The organism is Roseateles subflavus (genome assembly GCF_030285365.1).
GTDB classification, from domain to species: Bacteria; Pseudomonadota; Gammaproteobacteria; order Burkholderiales; family Burkholderiaceae_C; genus Roseateles_B; species Roseateles_B subflavus.
Genome location: NZ_JASVDS010000003.1, coordinates 669,104 through 685,810 on the forward strand (window position 1 = coordinate 669,104; position 16,707 = coordinate 685,810).

The following is a 16,707-nucleotide window of genomic DNA, read 5'->3' on the forward strand; positions in this document are numbered from 1 at the left end:
CTACGCTTGCGCGCTTCGACTGGATTTATCGCGTCCGGCCCGGGTTTCCCCTTGGTCTCGGCCCGGGACGCTCTCAATGGATACCGCCCTTCTTCTCTTTCTGCTGCTGCTCAACGGGTTCTTCGCGATGTCGGAAATGGCCCTGTCGGCCAGTCGCAAGGCACGGCTGCAGGTGCTGGTGGAAGCAGGCGAATCCGGGGCGCAGGCCGCCATGGACCTGCACGACGACCCCACGAAGTTCCTCTCCACCGTCCAAATCGGCATCACCTCGATCGGGGTGCTGAACGGCATCGTCGGCGATGCCGCGTTCTCGGCGCCGCTGGCCGACTGGCTGAAGACCGTCACGCCGCTGCATGACCGCCCGGTGGAGATCACCGCCACGGCGCTGGTGGTGCTGATCATCACGGTGGTCACCATCATCTTCGGCGAGCTGGTGCCCAAGCGCCTCGGGCAGATCTACCCGGAGACGGTGGCCCGCATGGTGGCGCCGCCGATGGAGTTCCTCTCGCTGGTGGCGCGCCCGCTGGTGCGCTTCCTGAGCTTCTGCACGGAGGCCACGCTCGGCCTGATGGGTCTGCGCGGCAAGGCGCAGCGCAGCGTGACCGAGGAAGAGATCGCCGCCAGCCTGGAAGAGGGCTTGGACGCCGGCGTCATCGAGCAGCACGAGCACCAGATGGTGCGCAACGTCTTCCGCCTGGACGAGCGGCAGATCGGCTCGATGATGATTCCGCGCGCCGAGATCGCCTGGCTGGACGTGGGGGATACGCCCGAGGCCGTGCTCAAGATGCTGCAGGCGCATGGCTACAGCCGCTACCCGGTCTGCCGCGGCGGGCTGGACGACGTGCTGGGCATCGCCAGCGCCCAGGGCCTGCTCGCCCGCGTGCTGGCCGGCCAGGACCTGGCGCTGGGCGAGGAGCTGGAGCAGCCGGTCTTCGTGCCCGAGACCCTGTCCGGCATGGAGCTGCTGGAGCACTTCCGCGCCTCCAATGCGCCGCTGGTCTTCGTGGTGGACGAGTATGGCGAAGTGCAGGGCGTGATCTCTGTGCGTGATGTCTTGGAAGCCATTGCCGGGGAGTTCAACGCCCCGGGGGATGGCGATGCCTGGGCGGTGCAGCGCGAGGACGGCAGCTGGCTGATGGACGGCCTGATTCCCGTGCCCGAGCTCAAGGACCGCCTGGGCCTGAAGGAACTGCCCGAAGAGGACCGTGGGCGCTACAACACCCTGGCCGGCATGGTGATGCTGCTGCTGGGGCGACTGCCGCGCACGGCCGATGTGGTGGAGTGGAACGCCTGGAGATTCGAGGTCGTGGACCTCGATGGCAAGCGTGTGGACAAAGTGCTGGTCAGCCGACTGGCGGAAGACGGAGAGAAAGAATGAGCAACCCCCCGATGTTTGGCAGTGTCGTCCCCCTGGATCGCGAGCTGCACAAGAAGCTGCACCTGCGCACGGACCTGTCCACGGTGGACAAGATCAAGGAACTGAACTCGCTGTTCCTGACGACCGTGGAGTTCTCCGAGGCCTGCAAGGAATTCCCGATCGTCTTCGTGCGCGTCGGCGAGGCGCCCAAGGACGGCGGCAAGCAGGCCGTCGCGCCGCTGGTCGTGCTGGGTCTGAAGCCCGGCCACAACCTGTTCATCAAGGATGGCGTCTGGACGGCCGACTACGCGCCCGCCTACGTGCGCCGCTATCCCTTCATGATGGCCCACATCGATGACCAGGGGAACATGGCCCTGTGCTTCGACGACCAGTGGGCGGGCTTCTCCGAGACCGAGGGCTCGGCGCTGTTCGCCGAGGACGGCCAGGCGACCGAGTTCCTGGTCAATGCCAAGAACTTCGTCGAGAGCTACGAGCGCGAGACCGAGCGCACCCGTGCCGCCTGCCACGAGCTGGTCCAGCTGGGCATCCTGCAGGACATGCGCTTCGAGTCGAGCGACGAGGCCGGCCACAAGGTCGACGTCGACGGCTTCATGACCATCGACGAGAAGAAGCTGGCCGAGCTGGACGACGCCACCATCGTGCGCCTGCACCGCAACGGCCTGCTGGCGCTGCTGGAGATGCACCGCATCTCCCTGGGCAACATGGCCAAGCTGGCCCAGCTGCAACTGGCCCGCAAGGACTGAAACAGCATCTGACCGGATCCGGTCGGCAAGGGGCAGGGTGACCTGCCCCTTTTTTCATGGGAGGGTGGGGTCGCGCCGCCCCGGTCGGCGGGGTCGCACGTCTGTGCGACCTTGTTGCATTCGTCGGGCTTGTACCGAGGCTGCTGTCATACGCCGCTGTCAGAATCTGCCGTCCCTTATCGTTGGGGGTTGACAGGCACATGAACAACATCCTGAGCCGCCGCGGCTTCGTCGCGGGTTCCCTGCCCTTGAGCGCTGCGCTGACAGCCGCCCTGGGCGACGCCACGGCATCGCCGGCGCCCAAGCCCGCGGCCCAGTCGCCGGGCCTGAACGCGCCCTGGGACCAGATGGACGTGCGCGAGCTGCAGGCCGCCATGCGCGAGGGCAAGCTCAGCTGCGAGCGCCTGACCCGCCACTACCTGCACCGCATCGAGATGCTGGACCGCCGCGGCCCGCAGCTGCGCTCGGTCATCGAGCTGAATCCGGACGCCCTCTCGCAGGCCCGCCTGCTGGACGCCGAGCGGCACAAGGCCGAGCGGGGGCCGCTCTACGGCATCCCGGTGCTCCTCAAGGACAACATCGCCACTGCCGACCGCATGGCCACGACGGCCGGCTCGCTGGCGCTGGCCGGCCTCCATGCGAAGCGGGACGCCTTCCTCGTGAAGCGCCTGCGCGAGGCGGGCGCCCTGATCCTTGGCAAGACCAACCTCAGCGAGTGGGCCAACATCCGCTCGAGCCGCTCCACCAGCGGCTGGAGCAGCCGCGGCGGCCAGACCCGCCATCCCTACCTGCTGAACCGCAACCCGAGCGGCTCCAGCTCCGGCTCCGCCGTGGCGATGGCCGCCGGCCTGTGCGCCCTGGCCGTCGGCACCGAGACCGACGGCTCCATCACCTCGCCGGCCAGCATCTGCGGGGTCGTCGGCCTCAAACCCACGCTCGGGCTGATCAGCCGCGACGGCGTCATCCCCATCGCGGCCTCGCAGGACACCGCCGGGCCCATGACCCGCTCCGTGCGCGACGCCGCACTGCTGCTCCAGGGCATGGCCGGCGTCGACACCCGCGACGCTGTCACGCAAGGCCTGCCCCCCGGCACCGCCCTGAACTTCGAGGCCGCCCTGCGCAAGGATGCGCTCAAGGGAGCCCGCATCGGCGTCATCCGTGCGGCGATGCCGCCGCAGCCCCAGGTCATGGCCCTGTTCGAGCAGGCGCTCAACGTGCTGCGCGAGCAGGGCGCCGTGCTGGTCGACAAGCTGGAGATTCCCCACCAGGCCAAGTACGCCGAGACCGAGCTGACCGTGCTGATGCACGAGCTCAAGGCCGGCCTCAAGGACTACCTGGCGGACTTCCAGCCCGATGCGCCCGTGAAGAACCTGGGTGAGCTGATCGCCTGGAACCGCCAGCATGCCGGCACCGTGATGCCCTTCTTCGACCAGGAGCTCTTCGAGCAGGCCGAGGCCACGGACGGGCTGCAGTCGACCGTCTATCAGGAGGCCCTGGCCACGAACCGTCGCTACAGCCGGGCCGAGGGCCTGGACGCGCTGTTCGCCGAGCACCAGCTGGACGCCATCGTGGCGCCGACCGGCAACGTGGCCTGGCTGACGGACCCGGTGCTGGGCGACCACTTCACGGCGGGGGGCTTCACCACGCCCTTCGCGGTGGCAGGCTATCCGCACATCACGGTCCCGATGGGCATGGTGGCGCGCCTGCCGGCGGCCCTGTCCTTCGGCGGGCTGGCCTGGCAGGACGCCAAGCTGCTGGGTCTGGCCCACGCCTACGAGCAGGCCAGCCGCCGCCGCGTGCTGCCCGCCTTTCTGAAAGACTGATAACCTGATGGATGGTGGGGTTTCGCCAAGGGTCAGTCCTTGCCTTCAGACCTGACCCGTGGCGTTTGGATCACACCGTCTGTCCGCGAAACCCCTGGGAAAACCGTGTTAACCCTGTCTCGATTTGGTCCAGATCAGAAGGGTGGGTGTAAGACTTTGTGTATGTTGTACGCGGCGTTGCATTTCACGTTTTTGATCCGGATTCGTCGCTAGACTGCGTCGACCTTGAATGAATTGAGGGAGTCGTTGGATGTTTACTGACAATGCAGGTTTCCTAGCCGCCGGGGCCGTTGACGCCCTGCGCGCGACCCTGCTGTCCGGGGGCGCCAACAGCATTGCTCCCGTGCGGGCATTCCGTATCAGTGCCGCCATGTCGGCCAGCCAGCGCCTGCAGGCCCGCGAGCTCGTGGGCCGCAAGTACGCCGCCCGTGGCTACGCCTTTGCCGCCAAGGCAGGGCAGGCCGCCGCGGCCCGCGACGGGCAGGAGGCCGACCTCCTGACGCTCACGGCCGCCCGCGAGGGGGCCGTGCTGGGCACGCTGAGCGTCCGTTTCGACGGCAGCCAGGGCCTGGCTGCAGACCAGATCTTCAAGACCGAGATGCGCCAGCTGCGCGCCGGCGGCCGCCGCCTGTGCGAGTTCACCCAGCTCGCCATGGACATCGACGAAGCCTCCAAGCGTGTCCTGGCCTGTCTCTTCCACATGGCCTATCTGCAGGCCTATCGCCAGCGTGGCGCGGAGCTGCTGGTGGTCGAGGTCAATCCCCGCCACGTCGGCTACTACCAGCGCATGCTGGGCTTCCGCGTCTGCAGCGAGGAGCGCATGAATCCCCGCGTCAACGCGCCGGCCGTGCTGATGTGCCTGGATTTCCACCACGCCCAGCAGCAGATCCTGCGCTACGGCGGCCAGCCGCATCTGGGTCCGGTGGCACGCTCGCTGTACCCGTTCGGCTACTCGCCGTCCGAAGAGGCCGTGCTGCTGGAAGAGATGGCGGCCTCCCGTCAGTAAGCGCCTCCGGCGCTCGTCCGGCCTGCGTGGCCAAGGCCGGCATCCCCCCCCGCGGCCAACGTCCCGCGCAGAGGACCATGCGCTGATGTCTGCGCGGTGATGCGGCGCGGTGACGCAGCGCCCTGATGCAGCGCCCTGATGCAGCGCCCTGATGCAGCGCCCTGACGCGCCCGATACGGGCCGGTGCGCGCCAGTCGCCCTCCAGGATCAAGTCGGCCGAGGCCGGCTTTTTCGGCCCGTCCCTGGTCGGCGCCTTGCCAGCGTCCAGTGCCTGGAACCGACCGCGCCGAGGCTCAGGCCGCCGGCGTCATGGTCTCGGGCTCTCGCCAGCCGAGCTGGCGGGACAGCTCGCGTGCGACGCGACGCAGCTCGCGGGCCGGCGTGTGGTGCTCGTCCAGCTCGAAATGGCCGCTGGGGCCGATGGCGGTGAGGCTCAGCACCATGCGTCCGCCGTCGTCGAACACGGGCGCCGCCAACGCGGAGACGCCCGCCACGACGCCGTCCCGCGACTGGGCCAGGCCCGTCGCACGCGTCTGGGCCAGGATGGCCTCGAAGGTCGGCGTGAAGCGGGCGGGCTCGGCGTCAGCGGTCTCGTTCAGGCGCAGGGCCTCCAGCACCTGGGCGGGCGGCAGATAGGCCGCGAAGAGCCGGCCTGAGGCCGTGCCCCGCAGGCTCATCACCGTGCCGTGACGCATGCTGATGTGGACGGGCGAGGGCGCCTCCGCGACCCGCACGATGGTCGGCCCCCGGTTGCCCCAGACCGCGATCGCCACCGTGTGCCCCAGGCTCAGCGCCAGTTCCTCGATGCGCGGCGTCGCCAGGCGCACGGGGTCGTACTGCTGCAGGCTGATCAGCCCGAGCTGCAGGGCCAGCGGCCCCAGCCCGTAGCGTCCGCCGCCGTTTTCCTGCTCCACGAGACCCAGCTTGATGTAGCTCACGAGGTAGGGGTGTGCCTTCGCGGGCGTCATGCCGGCCTCGCGGGCGAGGTCCTTCAGCGCCAGCGGCCGCCCGTGATGAGCCAGGGCCACCAGCAGCTGGCCGCCCACCTCCACGCTCTGGATGCCGCGCGGGCCACGGGTGTCGCTGTCTTTGCCGGGGAGGTCGAGGTCGTCAGGCATGGTGTCCGGGAAGGGGTGGCGGCGCATTATCTGCTGCGCTGGTCAGATGATTGCAAATTAGATATAGTCAAACGCATTCGCAAGGATTGAATTGACCATGAGCAAGACCTTCGCCTCGCAAGCCGACCTGGAAGAGAAGCGCGTCAGTTTCGACAAGCTCTCCGAGCACGCCTATGCCTACACCGCGGAGGGCGATCCGAACACCGGCATCGTGATCGGCGACGACGCGGTCATGGTCATCGACACGCAGGCCACGCCCGTGATGGCCGAGGACGTGATCCGCCGCATCCGCGAGGTGACGGACAAGCCCATCAAGTACGTCCTGCTGTCGCACTACCACGCCGTGCGCGTGCTGGGCGCCTCGGCCTACGAGCCGGAGCACATCATCGCGAGCCAGGACACCTACGACCTCATCGTCGAGCGTGGCGAGCAGGACAAGGCCAGCGAGATCGGCCGCTTCCCGCGCCTGTTCCGCAATGTCGAGTCCGTGCCGCCCGGCCTGACCTGGCCCACGATGACCTTCACCGGCAAGATGACCCTGTGGCTTGGCAAGCTCGAGGTGCAGATCCTCCAGCTGGGCCGTGGCCACACCAAGGGCGACACGGTGGTGTGGCTGCCGCAGGACCGCGTGCTGTTCTCGGGCGACCTGGTCGAGTTCGACGCCACCCCGTATGCCGGCGACGCCTACTTCCAGGACTGGCCGCAGACGCTGGGCAACCTGGCGGCACTGAATCCCGCCAAGCTGGTGCCCGGCCGGGGCGCCGCGCTGCAGACGCCCGAGCAGGTGCAGGCGGGCCTCGAAGGCACGCGCGCCTTCGTGTCCGAGCTCTATGCCGCCGTGAAGGCCGGCGTGGCGGCGGGCCGCGACCTCAACACCGTCTACCGCGAGGCCTACGCCGCGCTGGAGCCCACGTACGGCCGCTGGGTGATCTTCGCCCATTGCATGCCCTTCGACGTGACCCGCGCCTATGACGAGGCCAGCGGCCATACCCATCCCCGCATCTGGACCGCCGAGCGCGACGTCGAGATGTGGCGCGCCCTGGAAGGGCAGTGAGCTCGCCGCCTGCCCCTTCTGCAAGACCTGACCCCACCCGGCGCAAGACCTGACACCCCAACGAGGACCCGAGGAGAAGCCATGAAGATCGAACGCATCCACCACGTCGCCTACCGCTGCAAGGACGCCAAGACCACCGTCGAGTGGTACGTGAAGCATCTGAACATGGACTTCGTGCTGGCCATCGCCGAGGACAAGGTGCCCTCCACCCAGGCGCCGGACCCCTACATGCACCTGTTCCTGGACGCCGGCAACGGCAACATCCTGGCCTTCTTCGAGCTGCCCAACTCGCCCGACATGGGCCGTGACACCAACACGCCGGAATGGGTCCAGCACATCGCCTTCAAGGTGGACAGCGTGCAGACGCTGGAAGACACCAAGGCCCGCCTGCAGGCCGCCGGCATCGACGTCATCGGCGTGACCGACCACACCATCTTCAAGAGCATCTACTTCTTCGACCCGAACGGGCACCGCGTCGAGCTGGCCGCGGACGTGGGCACGCCCCAGATGTACAAGGCGCTGGACGCCTGCAAGTGGGAGATGCTGGAAGAGTGGAACCAGACCAAGCGCGCGCCCAAGCAGGCCGCGTGGATGCACGACAAGTCCCTGGCCGCGCCGCAGTAAGCGCCGCCCCTGTCCGGACGTTCCGCCGCCGCCGCCATCGCCCCGAACGACCATGCTCAGCACCTACCAGTACCCCAGCTTCGACTACCGACAGAGCGACGAGCAGCGCACGGGTCACCCCGAGCGGCACACCGTGGTCGTGGTGGGAGCCGGCCCCATCGGGCTGAGCCTGGCGCTGGACTGCGCGTCACGCGGCCTGCGGGTGGTGGTGCTGGATGACAACAACAGCGTCAGCATCGGCTCGCGGGCCGTCTGCTATGCCAAGCGCACGCTGGAGGTCTGGGACCGCCTGGGCGTCGCGGAACCGCTGGTGCAGCAGGGCGTGAAGTGGAAGGTCGGCAAGGTCTTCCACGGCGAAGGTCTGGCCTACCAGTTCGACCTGCTGCCGCAGGACCGGCACAAGCTGCCGGCGATGATCAATCTCCAGCAGTACTACCTGGAGGAGCGCCTCGTCGAGGCCTGCGAGGCCTCGCCGCTCGTCGAGCTGCGCTGGAAGCACCGGATGACGGCGCTGGCGCAGGACACGGCCGGCGTGCGCCTGCAGGTGGAGACGCCCGACGGCAGCTTCGAGATGCAGACGCAGTGGCTGCTGGCCTGTGACGGCGCCGGCAGCGACACCCGCCGCATGCTGGGGGCCGAGTTCCGCGGCCAGGCCTTCCAGGACCGCTTCCTGATTGCCGACGTCGTGGTGGAGCCGCAGGCGGCCGATGCGGCGGACACGGCCATCCGGGGCCACGGCGCCACGCTGCGCCGCCTGGGCGCCGAGCCGGAGCGCTGGTTCTGGTTTGATCCGCCTTTCCATCCCGGGCAGTCGGTGCTGCTGCACAAGCAGTGTGCCAATGTCTGGCGCATCGACTTCCAGCTCGGCTGGGACGCCGATCCGCAGGTCGAGAAGCAGCCCGAGCGCGTGATGCCCCGCATCCAGGCCATGCTCGGGCCGGACGTGCCCTTCGAGCTGGAGTGGGTCTCGATCTACCAGTTCGCCTGCCGCCGCATGGAGCGCTTCCGCCACGGCCGGGTGCTCTTCGCCGGCGATGCGGCGCACCAGGTGTCGCCCTTCGGCGCGCGCGGCGCGAACACCGGCGTGCAGGACGCCGAGAACCTGGCCTGGAAGCTCGCGGCCGTCGTGCACGGCGACGCTCCGGAGCGGCTGCTCGACAGCTACGACGAAGAGCGCATCTTCGCGGCCGACGACAACCTCCTGAACTCCACCCGCTCCACCGACTTCATCACGCCCAAGAGCCGCGCCTCGCGGCGCCTGCGCAATGCCGTGCTGGAGCTGGCGCGCACCGAGCCCTTCGCCCGGCCGCTGGTCAACAGCGGCCGGCTCTCCACGCCCACGCCCTATCTGGCCAGCCGCCTCAACACGGCCGATGCCGGCGATGCCGCCTTCGCACCCGCGGCCCCGCGCCCCGGCTGCCCGCTGCTGGATGCGCCCGTGCGTAGCGGTGACGCGCCCGGCTGGCTCAGCGAGCAGCTGGGCCTGGGCTTCCAGCTGCTGAGCTTCGGCCCGGCGCACACGCTGCAGGTCGACCGTCTCGCCGTGGAAGTGCTGGAGGTGGGGCGCGACCTCGTCGACACCGAAGGCCTGCTCGCGCAGCGCTACGACGCCCGTCCCGGCACCGTCTATCTCTTCCGCCCCGACCAGTACGTGGCCGCGCGCTGGCGGCAGTTCGACCCGGCCGCCGTCGAGGCCGCCGTCCGCCGGGCCCTGGCCCAGGAGCAACAGGCATGAGCGACGCCCTTCTCATCCGCGAGCCGAACCTGCCCGATCCGGACGGCTTCTACGAGCAGCTGATCGACGCCCAGCGCGAGCTCTCCGACGAACAGGCCGACCTGCTGCTCGCCAAGCTGGTGCTGATCCTGTCCAATCACATCGGCGACCGCCGAGTGCTGGCCGAGGCCCTGCAGCTCGCGCGCACCAACACGCTGGAGTCCTGAGCCCCGGCACCCGTCTCCCCGCTGCCGGACCGAGGGCCGGCGCACATGAAACCGGGCTGGGTCTCCAGCCCCATAGAACCAAGACCGACATGAGCCACATCGACCACACCCACGACCCGGCCGCCCTGAGCTGGGTGGCCAGCGCCAATGCGCCCGACACCGACTTCCCCCTGCAGAACCTGCCCTACGGCCTGTTCCGCCGCGCTGGCAGCAACGACGGCGCCCGCGTGGGCGTGGCCATCGGGGACCAGATCCTTGACCTGCGCCTGGCCGCTGCCGCTGGCAAGTGGAGCGCCGCGGACACCGTGCTGCTGCACCACCTCGCTCAGGGCGACCTGAACGCCGTGATGGCCAAGCCTGCCGCCCAGCGCCGCGCGCTGCGCCAGGCGCTCTTCGCGGCGCTGCAGGCCGGCTCGAAGCAGGAAGCCGCGCTGACGGCCTGCCTGGTGCCCCAGGCCGATGCCCAGATGGCCGTGCCGTGCCGCATTGGCGACTACACGGACTTCTACACCGGCATCCACCACGCCACCACGGTGGGCAAGCTCTTCCGCCCGGACAACCCCCTGCTGCCCAACTACAAGTGGGTGCCCATCGGCTACCACGGCCGCGTCTCCTCTATCGGCGTCAGCGGCCAGGCCGTGCGCCGCCCGCTGGGCCAGCTGAAGGCGCCCGACGCTGCCGTGCCCGTGCAAGCGGCCTGCAAGCGCCTGGACTACGAGCTGGAACTCGGCCTCTTCGTCGGCCCGGGCAACGCGTTGGGCGAGCCCATCCCGATGGCGGATTCGGAATCGCACCTCTTCGGCGTCACGTTGCTGAACGATTGGTCCGCCCGGGACGTGCAGGCCTGGGAGTACCAGCCGCTCGGTCCCTTCCTGGCCAAGAACTTCGCCACCACGATCTCCCCGTGGATCGTCACGATGGAGGCGCTCGAGCCCTTCCGCTGCGCCTTTGCCCACCCGGCCGAGGACCCGCAGCCGCTGCCCTACATCGACAGCGAGCAGAACCGCCGCGAGGGCGGCTATGACATCGAGCTGGAGGTCTGGCTGCAGACCGCGACCATGCGCGCCGCCGGCCAGCCCGCGACGCGCCTGATGCGGTCCAACTTCAAGCATGCCTACTGGACCCTGTCCCAGATGCTGACCCACCACGCCAGCAACGGCTGCAACCTGCAGCCGGGCGACCTGCTGGGCACGGGCACGCAGTCCGGCCCGAATCCGGAGGAGGGCGGCTCGCTGCTGGAGCTGAGCCTCGGCGGGAAGCAGGCACTGACCCTGCCCAACGGCGAGACGCGCACTTTCCTGCTGGATGGCGACACGGTCATCCTGCGCGGCCATGCCGTGAAGGACGGCGCCCGCCGCATCGGCTTCGGCGACTGCGCAGCGACGATCACGCCGGCGCCGGTGCTTTGATCGGATCGCCCGCACGCGCGCCAGCCCGGCGATGGCGGGCCCTGGTGCTCGGGGCGGGCGTGGCGGCCTCGGTGGCGACCCCGGCCACCCCCGCGAACCCCGTCCACGCGTCCGGCACCTGCACAGCGCCCGTCGCGTTCGCGCGCCGCGTGTTTGAGCGGCACCGCGACTTCTACGGGGATGAGGCCCCTCACGACCCCGCCCTGCTGACGCCCCGTCTCGACGCCGCACTGCGGCACGAATGGGCGGGCACGACGGGCGAGCTGGGCCCACTGGACGTCGACCCCTGGATGGGCGCGCAGGACGGGGAGATCGGCACGCCTGTCACGTTCCGGCTCCTGGCGGCGAAGGGTGGGGCGGCGACCGTGCGGATGGACTATCCCTTCCTGAGCGAACCGGGCGCCCGGCCGCAACGGCGCACGGTACGCCTGCTGCTGCGTCGTGAGATGGGCGGCTGCTGGCGGCTCGATGACCTGATCACGCCGGCCGGGCAGTCGCTGCGAACGCTCGACGCGCTCCGCCGGGGGGCTGAGCCCGCAATCCCGTGAGCCCGTGAGCTCATGCCGTCACGCCCCAGCGGAGGCAGGGCCATCGACAGCCCGGACCGGGTGGTGTCCAGACGAGCCCCTGCGCCCCAGCGCAGGGGGCCGGTGCGTCAGTCTTTGGGGGGAGTCCTGACGAAGCAGGGGCACGGCAGAATGGCGTCGCTCTGAGGAGGAACCATGAACGACGCAGCGGCCGCGGGGGCCGACGATTTTGTGCGCGTGGCCCGATGCGCCACGCCGACGGAGGCGCACCTCCTGAAGGGCGTGCTGGAGTCGGCAGGCCTGGCCCCCGTGGTGGCGGATGCCCATGTCGTCCAGGCCAATGCCTGGATGACGCAGGCCGTGGGCGGCGTCCGGGTGATGGTGCCTGCGCGCCAGAGGGAGACGGCGCTGGAGGCCATCGCCGCCTACGAGGCGGGCGCCTATGCGCTGTCCGACGAGCCGGCGGCGGCGCCCCGGTTCTCGGAGCAGCCCTGGCGGCTGTTCAGCCCCGACCGTGCGGTGGTGCTGAGCCTGGCACTCACGCCCGCCTTCGGCGCGGCGGTGCAGATCGCGAACGCCCACCGGATGGGCGACCGCGCCCATCCGGTGGGCCTGTGGGCCTGGTTCGTGGTGCTCCTGGCGGCCAGCGTGGCCGGCGTCGCGCTGATCCATGCCATCAGTCCCGGACCCACGGTGGTCTTCCGGGCGAGCTGGGGCCTGCTGTTCATCACGGCGCTCTGGTACTTCGCCTATGGGAAGGACCAGAGCAGCCGGCTGCTGGGCACCTTCGGCCCGCACTATCGCAAGCGCAGCCTCGCCCCGGCCGCCCTGCTGACCGGCCTGGGCCAGCTGGCGATCGGCTGGATCCTGAGCGAGCTGGCCTGAACCAGCGGTGGCGGTCCGGCCGGCTGCCAGTCGAGTGGCGACATCCTGAAAGATCCCGATGACTTCGAATTTCATGAGCAAGGACCCGGCAGCCGATCCGTCCGAGGGCAACGCCGTGCACGACACACCCCAGTTGTTCCGCTACCTGGGCTGGATGACGCTGGCGCAGGCCCTCGTGACGGCCTGGCTGGCACCGGTCTTCCTGGAACTGGTGCGGCTGGGCGCGGTGAACGTGCTGACCCTGCTGGCGGCGGTGCTGGGATGCGCCACGCTGTACGCGACCGTTCTTCGTGCCGTCATGAGCGGCACGTCCGGCAAGAAGGCCTTCGGGGCAGCGGCCGTCCTGTTGGGCCTGTCCTGCTGGAAATGGGGGGTGCCCTTTCTGATGGCCCTCATGGGCTATGGCGCCTTGCTGGCGGTCGGGGGCCTGCGGCTGAGTGTCCTGCGTGAGGAGCACCTGTCCGCGCCGAGTGCGTCGGATGTGCGGGCGGCAGGCCTGGACGGCGCGCCGCTGCAGGAGTGAAGGCGGACGCCCGCGGCGTCGGTCCACCTGGGGCCTGCAAAAGAAGACGCCCGATCCGCGGGGCCGCGGTCGGGCGTTGGACAGCGGGTGTTGCGGCCCTCATGTCCTGCCCTTCATGTCCTGCCATGTGAGGGCCTGGATCCGGCCTCGGGTGCTAGGCATCTGACAGACCGCCTTACATCGTGGCCACGGCCCGCATCGTGCCGTCGTTGGTCGGCTCGAACTCGCCAAAGGCGGTGGAGCCGTCCGCGAACAGGACGAGCAGGCGCGAGCCCTGGAAGTCGCCGACCCGAACGCCGGAGGAGACGTCGCCCTGGAAGTCGGGGTCGATGCCCGAGAACATGACGGTGTCGTTCGGCGAGAAGTTGGAGAAGCGAGCCGTCACCACTTCGGTGTCGACGCCGTCCGTGCCGAGCAGGACGGCCGGGCCCGAGAAGCCGCCGAACGAGTCGAACAGGATGGGGAACTTCGCCGTCCGTGCGCTGACGCCCACCTCTCGAACGTCCGAGCTGCTGGCGTTCTGCAGGGTCAGATTGATGCTGAAGCTGTTGAGCGGCCCGCTGAAGGTCGCGACAAGTTCTTGTGCCATGGTAGGTGCCTCACTGAGTTGAACAGTCGGGGCGGGGCGACCGCCCCCCCCCACCTTGCAAACAGCGCACCGTGCGCTGCGCACCCTAACTATTCAGTTCCTGTCCCTCGATGACATCCCCAAACATGCGTAGGGGGTGCAGGTTTTGACCCGCATGTGAGGGGGCGTCTGGCGGTGAACTGCGCCGGGGTGCCCGGTGTGCGAACAGGCGGCGCAGGGGGCCAAGACCCGAGGCGCGATGCCGTGCATGCGGCGCCCACGAAAAAGGGCCCCGCAGGGCCCTGTGAGGGGAGTCTGGGCTCGGCGCTCAGCGCGCGATCCATGCATCGGCCCAGGCCGCGCCCACGCCCGGTTCGTAGGCATTCGCGGAACTCGTCCAGATGTTGCACCAGCCGCTGTACGGCGCCGGGCGGCATTCGTAGACCTTGCCGTTCTTGCTCTGCAGGACGCGGGTGCCGGCCTTGTAGCTGCCGATGCCGTTGGGGAAGACGTAGTCGTAGGTCGTGCCGCCAGCGGATTTCAGCGTGAAGCCGTAGGTCTTCTGCACCACGGCGCCACCGCTTCGGGGCGTGCCCTTCACCACCAGCTGGTAGACGCCGGCGGCAGGCTTGCTCAAGGGCAGGGCGAGGGTCTGGCCGCTGTTGTTCAGCGAGGCGTTGGCGCTGGCCTTGGCGACGCCGCCGGCATCGAAGACGGTGGCATTGACGTCGAGCTGACCGACCGCCGTGACATTGACGCTCAGTGCCACATTGCCGTCGCTGCCGACGGTGTACTCGCTGGCGAGGCCGCTCACCAGCACGTCGTTGGCCGGCGGCGGGGCCTTGTCGATCTGGATCTCGACGCGCGCAAGGCCGCTGTCATCGCGCACGAAGACCTCGTTCTGGCCGTAGGCCGGGTGGATGCTCCCGTCCGCGGCCTTCTGGCCCGCCTTCAGCAGGGTCTGCTCGGCATTGACGCGGGTGGCGAGCAGGTAGGGCCAGGTGGTCTTGGCGCCGTCCCCGGCGCTGCCGATCGTGACCTTGGTGGCGAACTCCGGGCGCTCGCCCTTGGCATCGAAGACGCGCGTCGAGGCGCGGTCGCCCACGGCGAGGTCCACGCTCGGGTAGATGGTGCCCTTGGCGCTCCAGCTGTAGGTGGGCGGCGTGCCGTCGAACTGCAGGTCCAGCAGGTTGTAGAAGCTGTTGGTCGTGTCGGCCACTTCCCAGACGGCCAGCACGATCTGGTAGCCCGAGCGCGCCGGCACATGGCAGCTGTGGGTGACGGTCGAGGGCGGCTGCCGGCCGCCGCCGTCCACCTGGCAGAAGGGCGTGGACTCGAAGCTCGCGCGGCTGAGCTTCACGTTCGGGTTCCAGTCCGCACGGGTGATGTAGTAGCGCCAGTTGCGCGTGGCGTGATTGGCCGTGAAGGACCAGCTGAAGCCCTGCAGTCCGGACTTCATCGGTCGTTTGGTCCAGCGGGTGGCGGTCTGCTCGTCCAGCTCGGCGAACTGGGCCAGCCCGGCACTGGCGATGCGGCCGTCCGCCGGGCCGGTCGCGGGATAGCCGGACGGCGCCTCCAGGCTCTGGGGCTCGTACTGGATGGCCCCGCAGTTGCTGTTGCCGCCCTGCTTGCACAGCAGGGAACGCGATTCAGGGCCGCTGACGTAACCATGTGGATACGCGCTCAGCGGCAGGCCCAGTGCCAGCAGAAGTCCCCAGAGCTTTGTCCTCATCATTGCCTCCATCGTTGTGGGGACGATTGTGAAAATGGGGCGGATATCGCGCAAGTGGATCTTTGTTGGTATTTATCCGGTATTTGTTTCGGTCCGTATCGCCTAAGACCAGCACGCGCTTTCAAACAAATGACACGGAGGCTGTCTAGGCTGTTTGCTCATCGCCAAGGGAGGGCACATGAGGGAGCAGGCACAGGAGTGCGTCGACGCGGCCATGCAGCGCCAGGCCGAGGCCTTCTGGCACTGCGCCGAGACGGCGCAGGCGGTGCGGCGGCGCCACCAGTTCTTCATCTGGACGCAGGCCAGCCTCCAGCGCCTGCTGCCGCATTCATTGATGCTGTGCTGCGGGTGGTCGCCGGCCCGGCGCCAGCTGCAGCCGGAGCTGTTCAACAGCCTGCCGCTGCCGGATGCCCTGCTGCAGTGGCTGCAGGAGCCCGGCACGCAGGCCTGGCTGCAGCAGACCTGGCTGAGGCGCGGTGGCGTGGCGCTGACGCTGCCGCTGGCGCAGCCGCCTGAGCCAGCGGCCGCGCCGGCGGACCTCGTGCTGCCGGCCACGGACGCCCGCGCCCGGCAGATGCTGGCGCTGCTGGACGCCGCCGGGCTGCGCCACGTCTCGCTGGCCGGCGTCTCGCGCCCGCAGCGCGCCGAGGAGCTGGAGAGCTTCTTCGTGCTGATGTCCCGCGAGCCGCTGCCGGCGCCGCTGCTGGGCCTGTTGACGCCCTTGCTTCATGCCTGCTGGCGTCGGGTGATGGCCCAGGAGCTGCAGCTCGTGCAGGGCCAGGCGGCACAGGCGGCCTCCTCCACGCAGGGCGTCACGGCGCGCGAGCGCCAGGTGCTGGCCTGGATGCGCCAGGGCAAGAGCAACCAGGAGATCGGCCTGCTGCTGGGCATCAGTGCGCTGACCGTCAAGAACCATGTGCAGAAGATCCTGCGCAAGCTCTCGGCGAGCAATCGCGCCCAGGCGGTGGCTCAGGCCATGAGCCTGCAGCTGCTCAACGAGTCCGGTTCGTACTGAGGCGGCGCAGCGCTGCCAGGAGCGCGAGGCCGATCAGGATGCCGATGCCGTCGGCCAGCAGGTCCGCCCATTCGGCGGCACGGCCGGGCACCTGCGTCTGCAGCAGCTCGATCAGCCCGCCGTAGGCCAGCAGGCCGAGCGCCCCCAGCATCCACCGGCCGGGCCAGACGCGGCCGGCGAGCACCATCAGCGTGCCGAAGGCGCTGAAGTGGTTGAGCTTGTCCCAGCCCAGATCCGCGGCCTTCGGGGGCGTCGGGGTGAGCGCCAGATAGCTCACGGCCATGAGCACGCCCACCAGCATGACGAGAGTGCGGCGGTGAAGAGGAGGGGGCGGACGCGTCATGGCACGGCACGGGCAAGA

The 16,707-nt window shown here is 69.3% G+C and carries 17 protein-coding genes; 13 read left to right on the top strand and 4 right to left on the bottom strand.

The genetic code is table 11. The annotated features are described in order from the left end of the window. Positions 1-76: 76 nt before the first annotated feature. The 4 genes from QRD43_RS14005 (at position 77) to QRD43_RS14020 (ending at position 4,950) form a co-directional block, all read left to right on the top strand. Entirely contained in the window at positions 77-1,378 is a 1,302-nt protein-coding gene (locus QRD43_RS14005) for a hemolysin family protein (protein WP_285983081.1), read from the top strand. Next, the gene (locus tag QRD43_RS14010; RefSeq protein ID WP_285983082.1) at positions 1,375-2,121 is read left to right on the top strand and encodes a SapC family protein; all 747 of its coding nucleotides are present in this window, start codon (positions 1,375-1,377) and stop codon (positions 2,119-2,121) included. Before QRD43_RS14005 ends, QRD43_RS14010 begins: the two co-directional genes overlap by 4 nt. A gap of 212 nt (positions 2,122-2,333) precedes the next feature. Next, positions 2,334-3,944, top strand: coding sequence for an amidase (locus tag QRD43_RS14015; protein WP_342399043.1), 1,611 nt, complete (start codon positions 2,334-2,336; stop codon positions 3,942-3,944). 250 nt (positions 3,945-4,194) lie between these two features. Further along, the gene (locus QRD43_RS14020; protein WP_285983084.1) at positions 4,195-4,950 is read left to right on the top strand and encodes an N-acyl amino acid synthase FeeM domain-containing protein; all 756 of its coding nucleotides are present in this window, start codon (positions 4,195-4,197) and stop codon (positions 4,948-4,950) included. 293 nt (positions 4,951-5,243) lie between these two features. Here QRD43_RS14020 and QRD43_RS14025 read toward each other — a convergent pair whose 3' ends face one another. Further along, entirely contained in the window at positions 5,244-6,095 is an 852-nt protein-coding gene (locus QRD43_RS14025) for an IclR family transcriptional regulator (protein ID WP_434063879.1), read from the bottom strand. A 70-nt stretch (positions 6,096-6,165) separates the two neighbouring features. Between QRD43_RS14025 and QRD43_RS14030 the strand changes: the two genes are divergently transcribed. The 8 genes from QRD43_RS14030 to QRD43_RS14065 all read left to right on the top strand — a co-directional run bounded on the left by QRD43_RS14030 (position 6,166) and on the right by QRD43_RS14065 (position 13,031). After that, positions 6,166-7,122, top strand: a complete 957-nt coding sequence (locus QRD43_RS14030) for an MBL fold metallo-hydrolase (protein ID WP_285983085.1) — start codon at positions 6,166-6,168, stop codon at positions 7,120-7,122. A gap of 81 nt (positions 7,123-7,203) precedes the next feature. After that, complete coding sequence (locus QRD43_RS14035) at positions 7,204-7,746, top strand: VOC family protein (protein ID WP_285983086.1); 543 nt, start codon at positions 7,204-7,206, stop codon at positions 7,744-7,746. A 52-nt stretch (positions 7,747-7,798) separates the two neighbouring features. Continuing rightward, a complete protein-coding gene (locus QRD43_RS14040) occupies positions 7,799-9,481 on the top strand; it encodes an FAD-dependent oxidoreductase (RefSeq protein ID WP_285983087.1) in 1,683 nt (560 codons plus the stop codon). Then, on the top strand, positions 9,478-9,687 hold the full coding sequence (locus QRD43_RS14045) for a DUF2783 domain-containing protein (protein WP_285983088.1): 210 nt from the start codon (positions 9,478-9,480) through the stop codon (positions 9,685-9,687). The genes QRD43_RS14040 and QRD43_RS14045 overlap by 4 nt, the downstream gene beginning before the upstream one ends. An 89-nt stretch (positions 9,688-9,776) precedes the next feature. Next, complete coding sequence (fahA, locus tag QRD43_RS14050; RefSeq protein ID WP_285983089.1) at positions 9,777-11,096, top strand: fumarylacetoacetase; 1,320 nt, start codon at positions 9,777-9,779, stop codon at positions 11,094-11,096. A gap of 71 nt (positions 11,097-11,167) precedes the next feature. After that, positions 11,168-11,644, top strand: a complete 477-nt coding sequence (locus tag QRD43_RS14055; protein ID WP_285983090.1) for a hypothetical protein — start codon at positions 11,168-11,170, stop codon at positions 11,642-11,644. Positions 11,645-11,818: 174 nt separating this feature from the next. Then, positions 11,819-12,508: a putative signal transducing protein gene (locus QRD43_RS14060; protein ID WP_285983091.1), complete on the top strand. Its 690-nt coding sequence runs from the start codon at positions 11,819-11,821 to the stop codon at positions 12,506-12,508. Positions 12,509-12,566: 58 nt separating this feature from the next. Then, positions 12,567-13,031: a hypothetical protein gene (locus QRD43_RS14065; protein ID WP_285983092.1), complete on the top strand. Its 465-nt coding sequence runs from the start codon at positions 12,567-12,569 to the stop codon at positions 13,029-13,031. A gap of 175 nt (positions 13,032-13,206) precedes the next feature. Here the strand turns inward: QRD43_RS14065 and QRD43_RS14070 are convergent, their stop codons facing one another. Then, positions 13,207-13,620 (bottom strand): hypothetical protein, encoded by a 414-nt coding sequence (locus QRD43_RS14070; RefSeq protein ID WP_285983093.1) that lies wholly within the window; start codon positions 13,618-13,620, stop codon positions 13,207-13,209. Between the two features lie 307 nt (positions 13,621-13,927). Then, entirely contained in the window at positions 13,928-15,331 is a 1,404-nt protein-coding gene (gene gbpA / locus QRD43_RS14075; protein WP_285983094.1) for an N-acetylglucosamine-binding protein GbpA, read from the bottom strand. Positions 15,332-15,509: 178 nt separating this feature from the next. Here gbpA and QRD43_RS14080 point away from each other — a divergent pair, with 178 nt between their 5' ends. Then, positions 15,510-16,346, top strand: coding sequence for a helix-turn-helix transcriptional regulator (locus QRD43_RS14080; RefSeq protein WP_285983095.1), 837 nt, complete (start codon positions 15,510-15,512; stop codon positions 16,344-16,346). On the opposite strand, the gene QRD43_RS14085 is transcribed toward QRD43_RS14080, so the two are convergent. Beyond that, the gene (locus QRD43_RS14085) at positions 16,324-16,689 is read right to left on the bottom strand and encodes a VanZ family protein (protein ID WP_285983096.1); all 366 of its coding nucleotides are present in this window, start codon (positions 16,687-16,689) and stop codon (positions 16,324-16,326) included. The genes QRD43_RS14080 and QRD43_RS14085 overlap by 23 nt on opposite strands. Between the last annotated feature and the right edge of the window lie 18 nt (positions 16,690-16,707).

Coding starts and splice junctions, on each gene's coding strand:
- QRD43_RS14005 (WP_285983081.1), top strand. CDS start 77: ATGGATACCGCCCTTCTTCTCTTTCTGCTGCTGCTCAACGGGTTCTTC.
- QRD43_RS14010 (WP_285983082.1), top strand. CDS start 1,375: ATGAGCAACCCCCCGATGTTTGGCAGTGTCGTCCCCCTGGATCGCGAG.
- QRD43_RS14020 (WP_285983084.1), top strand. CDS start 4,195: ATGTTTACTGACAATGCAGGTTTCCTAGCCGCCGGGGCCGTTGACGCC.
- QRD43_RS14025 (WP_434063879.1), bottom strand. CDS start 6,095: ATGCGCCGCCACCCCTTCCCGGACACCATGCCTGACGACCTCGACCTC.
- QRD43_RS14030 (WP_285983085.1), top strand. CDS start 6,166: ATGAGCAAGACCTTCGCCTCGCAAGCCGACCTGGAAGAGAAGCGCGTC.
- QRD43_RS14035 (WP_285983086.1), top strand. CDS start 7,204: ATGAAGATCGAACGCATCCACCACGTCGCCTACCGCTGCAAGGACGCC.
- QRD43_RS14040 (WP_285983087.1), top strand. CDS start 7,799: ATGCTCAGCACCTACCAGTACCCCAGCTTCGACTACCGACAGAGCGAC.
- QRD43_RS14045 (WP_285983088.1), top strand. CDS start 9,478: ATGAGCGACGCCCTTCTCATCCGCGAGCCGAACCTGCCCGATCCGGAC.
- fahA (WP_285983089.1), top strand. CDS start 9,777: ATGAGCCACATCGACCACACCCACGACCCGGCCGCCCTGAGCTGGGTG.
- QRD43_RS14060 (WP_285983091.1), top strand. CDS start 11,819: ATGAACGACGCAGCGGCCGCGGGGGCCGACGATTTTGTGCGCGTGGCC.
- QRD43_RS14065 (WP_285983092.1), top strand. CDS start 12,567: ATGACTTCGAATTTCATGAGCAAGGACCCGGCAGCCGATCCGTCCGAG.
- QRD43_RS14070 (WP_285983093.1), bottom strand. CDS start 13,620: ATGGCACAAGAACTTGTCGCGACCTTCAGCGGGCCGCTCAACAGCTTC.
- gbpA (WP_285983094.1), bottom strand. CDS start 15,331: ATGAGGACAAAGCTCTGGGGACTTCTGCTGGCACTGGGCCTGCCGCTG.
- QRD43_RS14080 (WP_285983095.1), top strand. CDS start 15,510: ATGAGGGAGCAGGCACAGGAGTGCGTCGACGCGGCCATGCAGCGCCAG.
- QRD43_RS14085 (WP_285983096.1), bottom strand. CDS start 16,689: ATGACGCGTCCGCCCCCTCCTCTTCACCGCCGCACTCTCGTCATGCTG.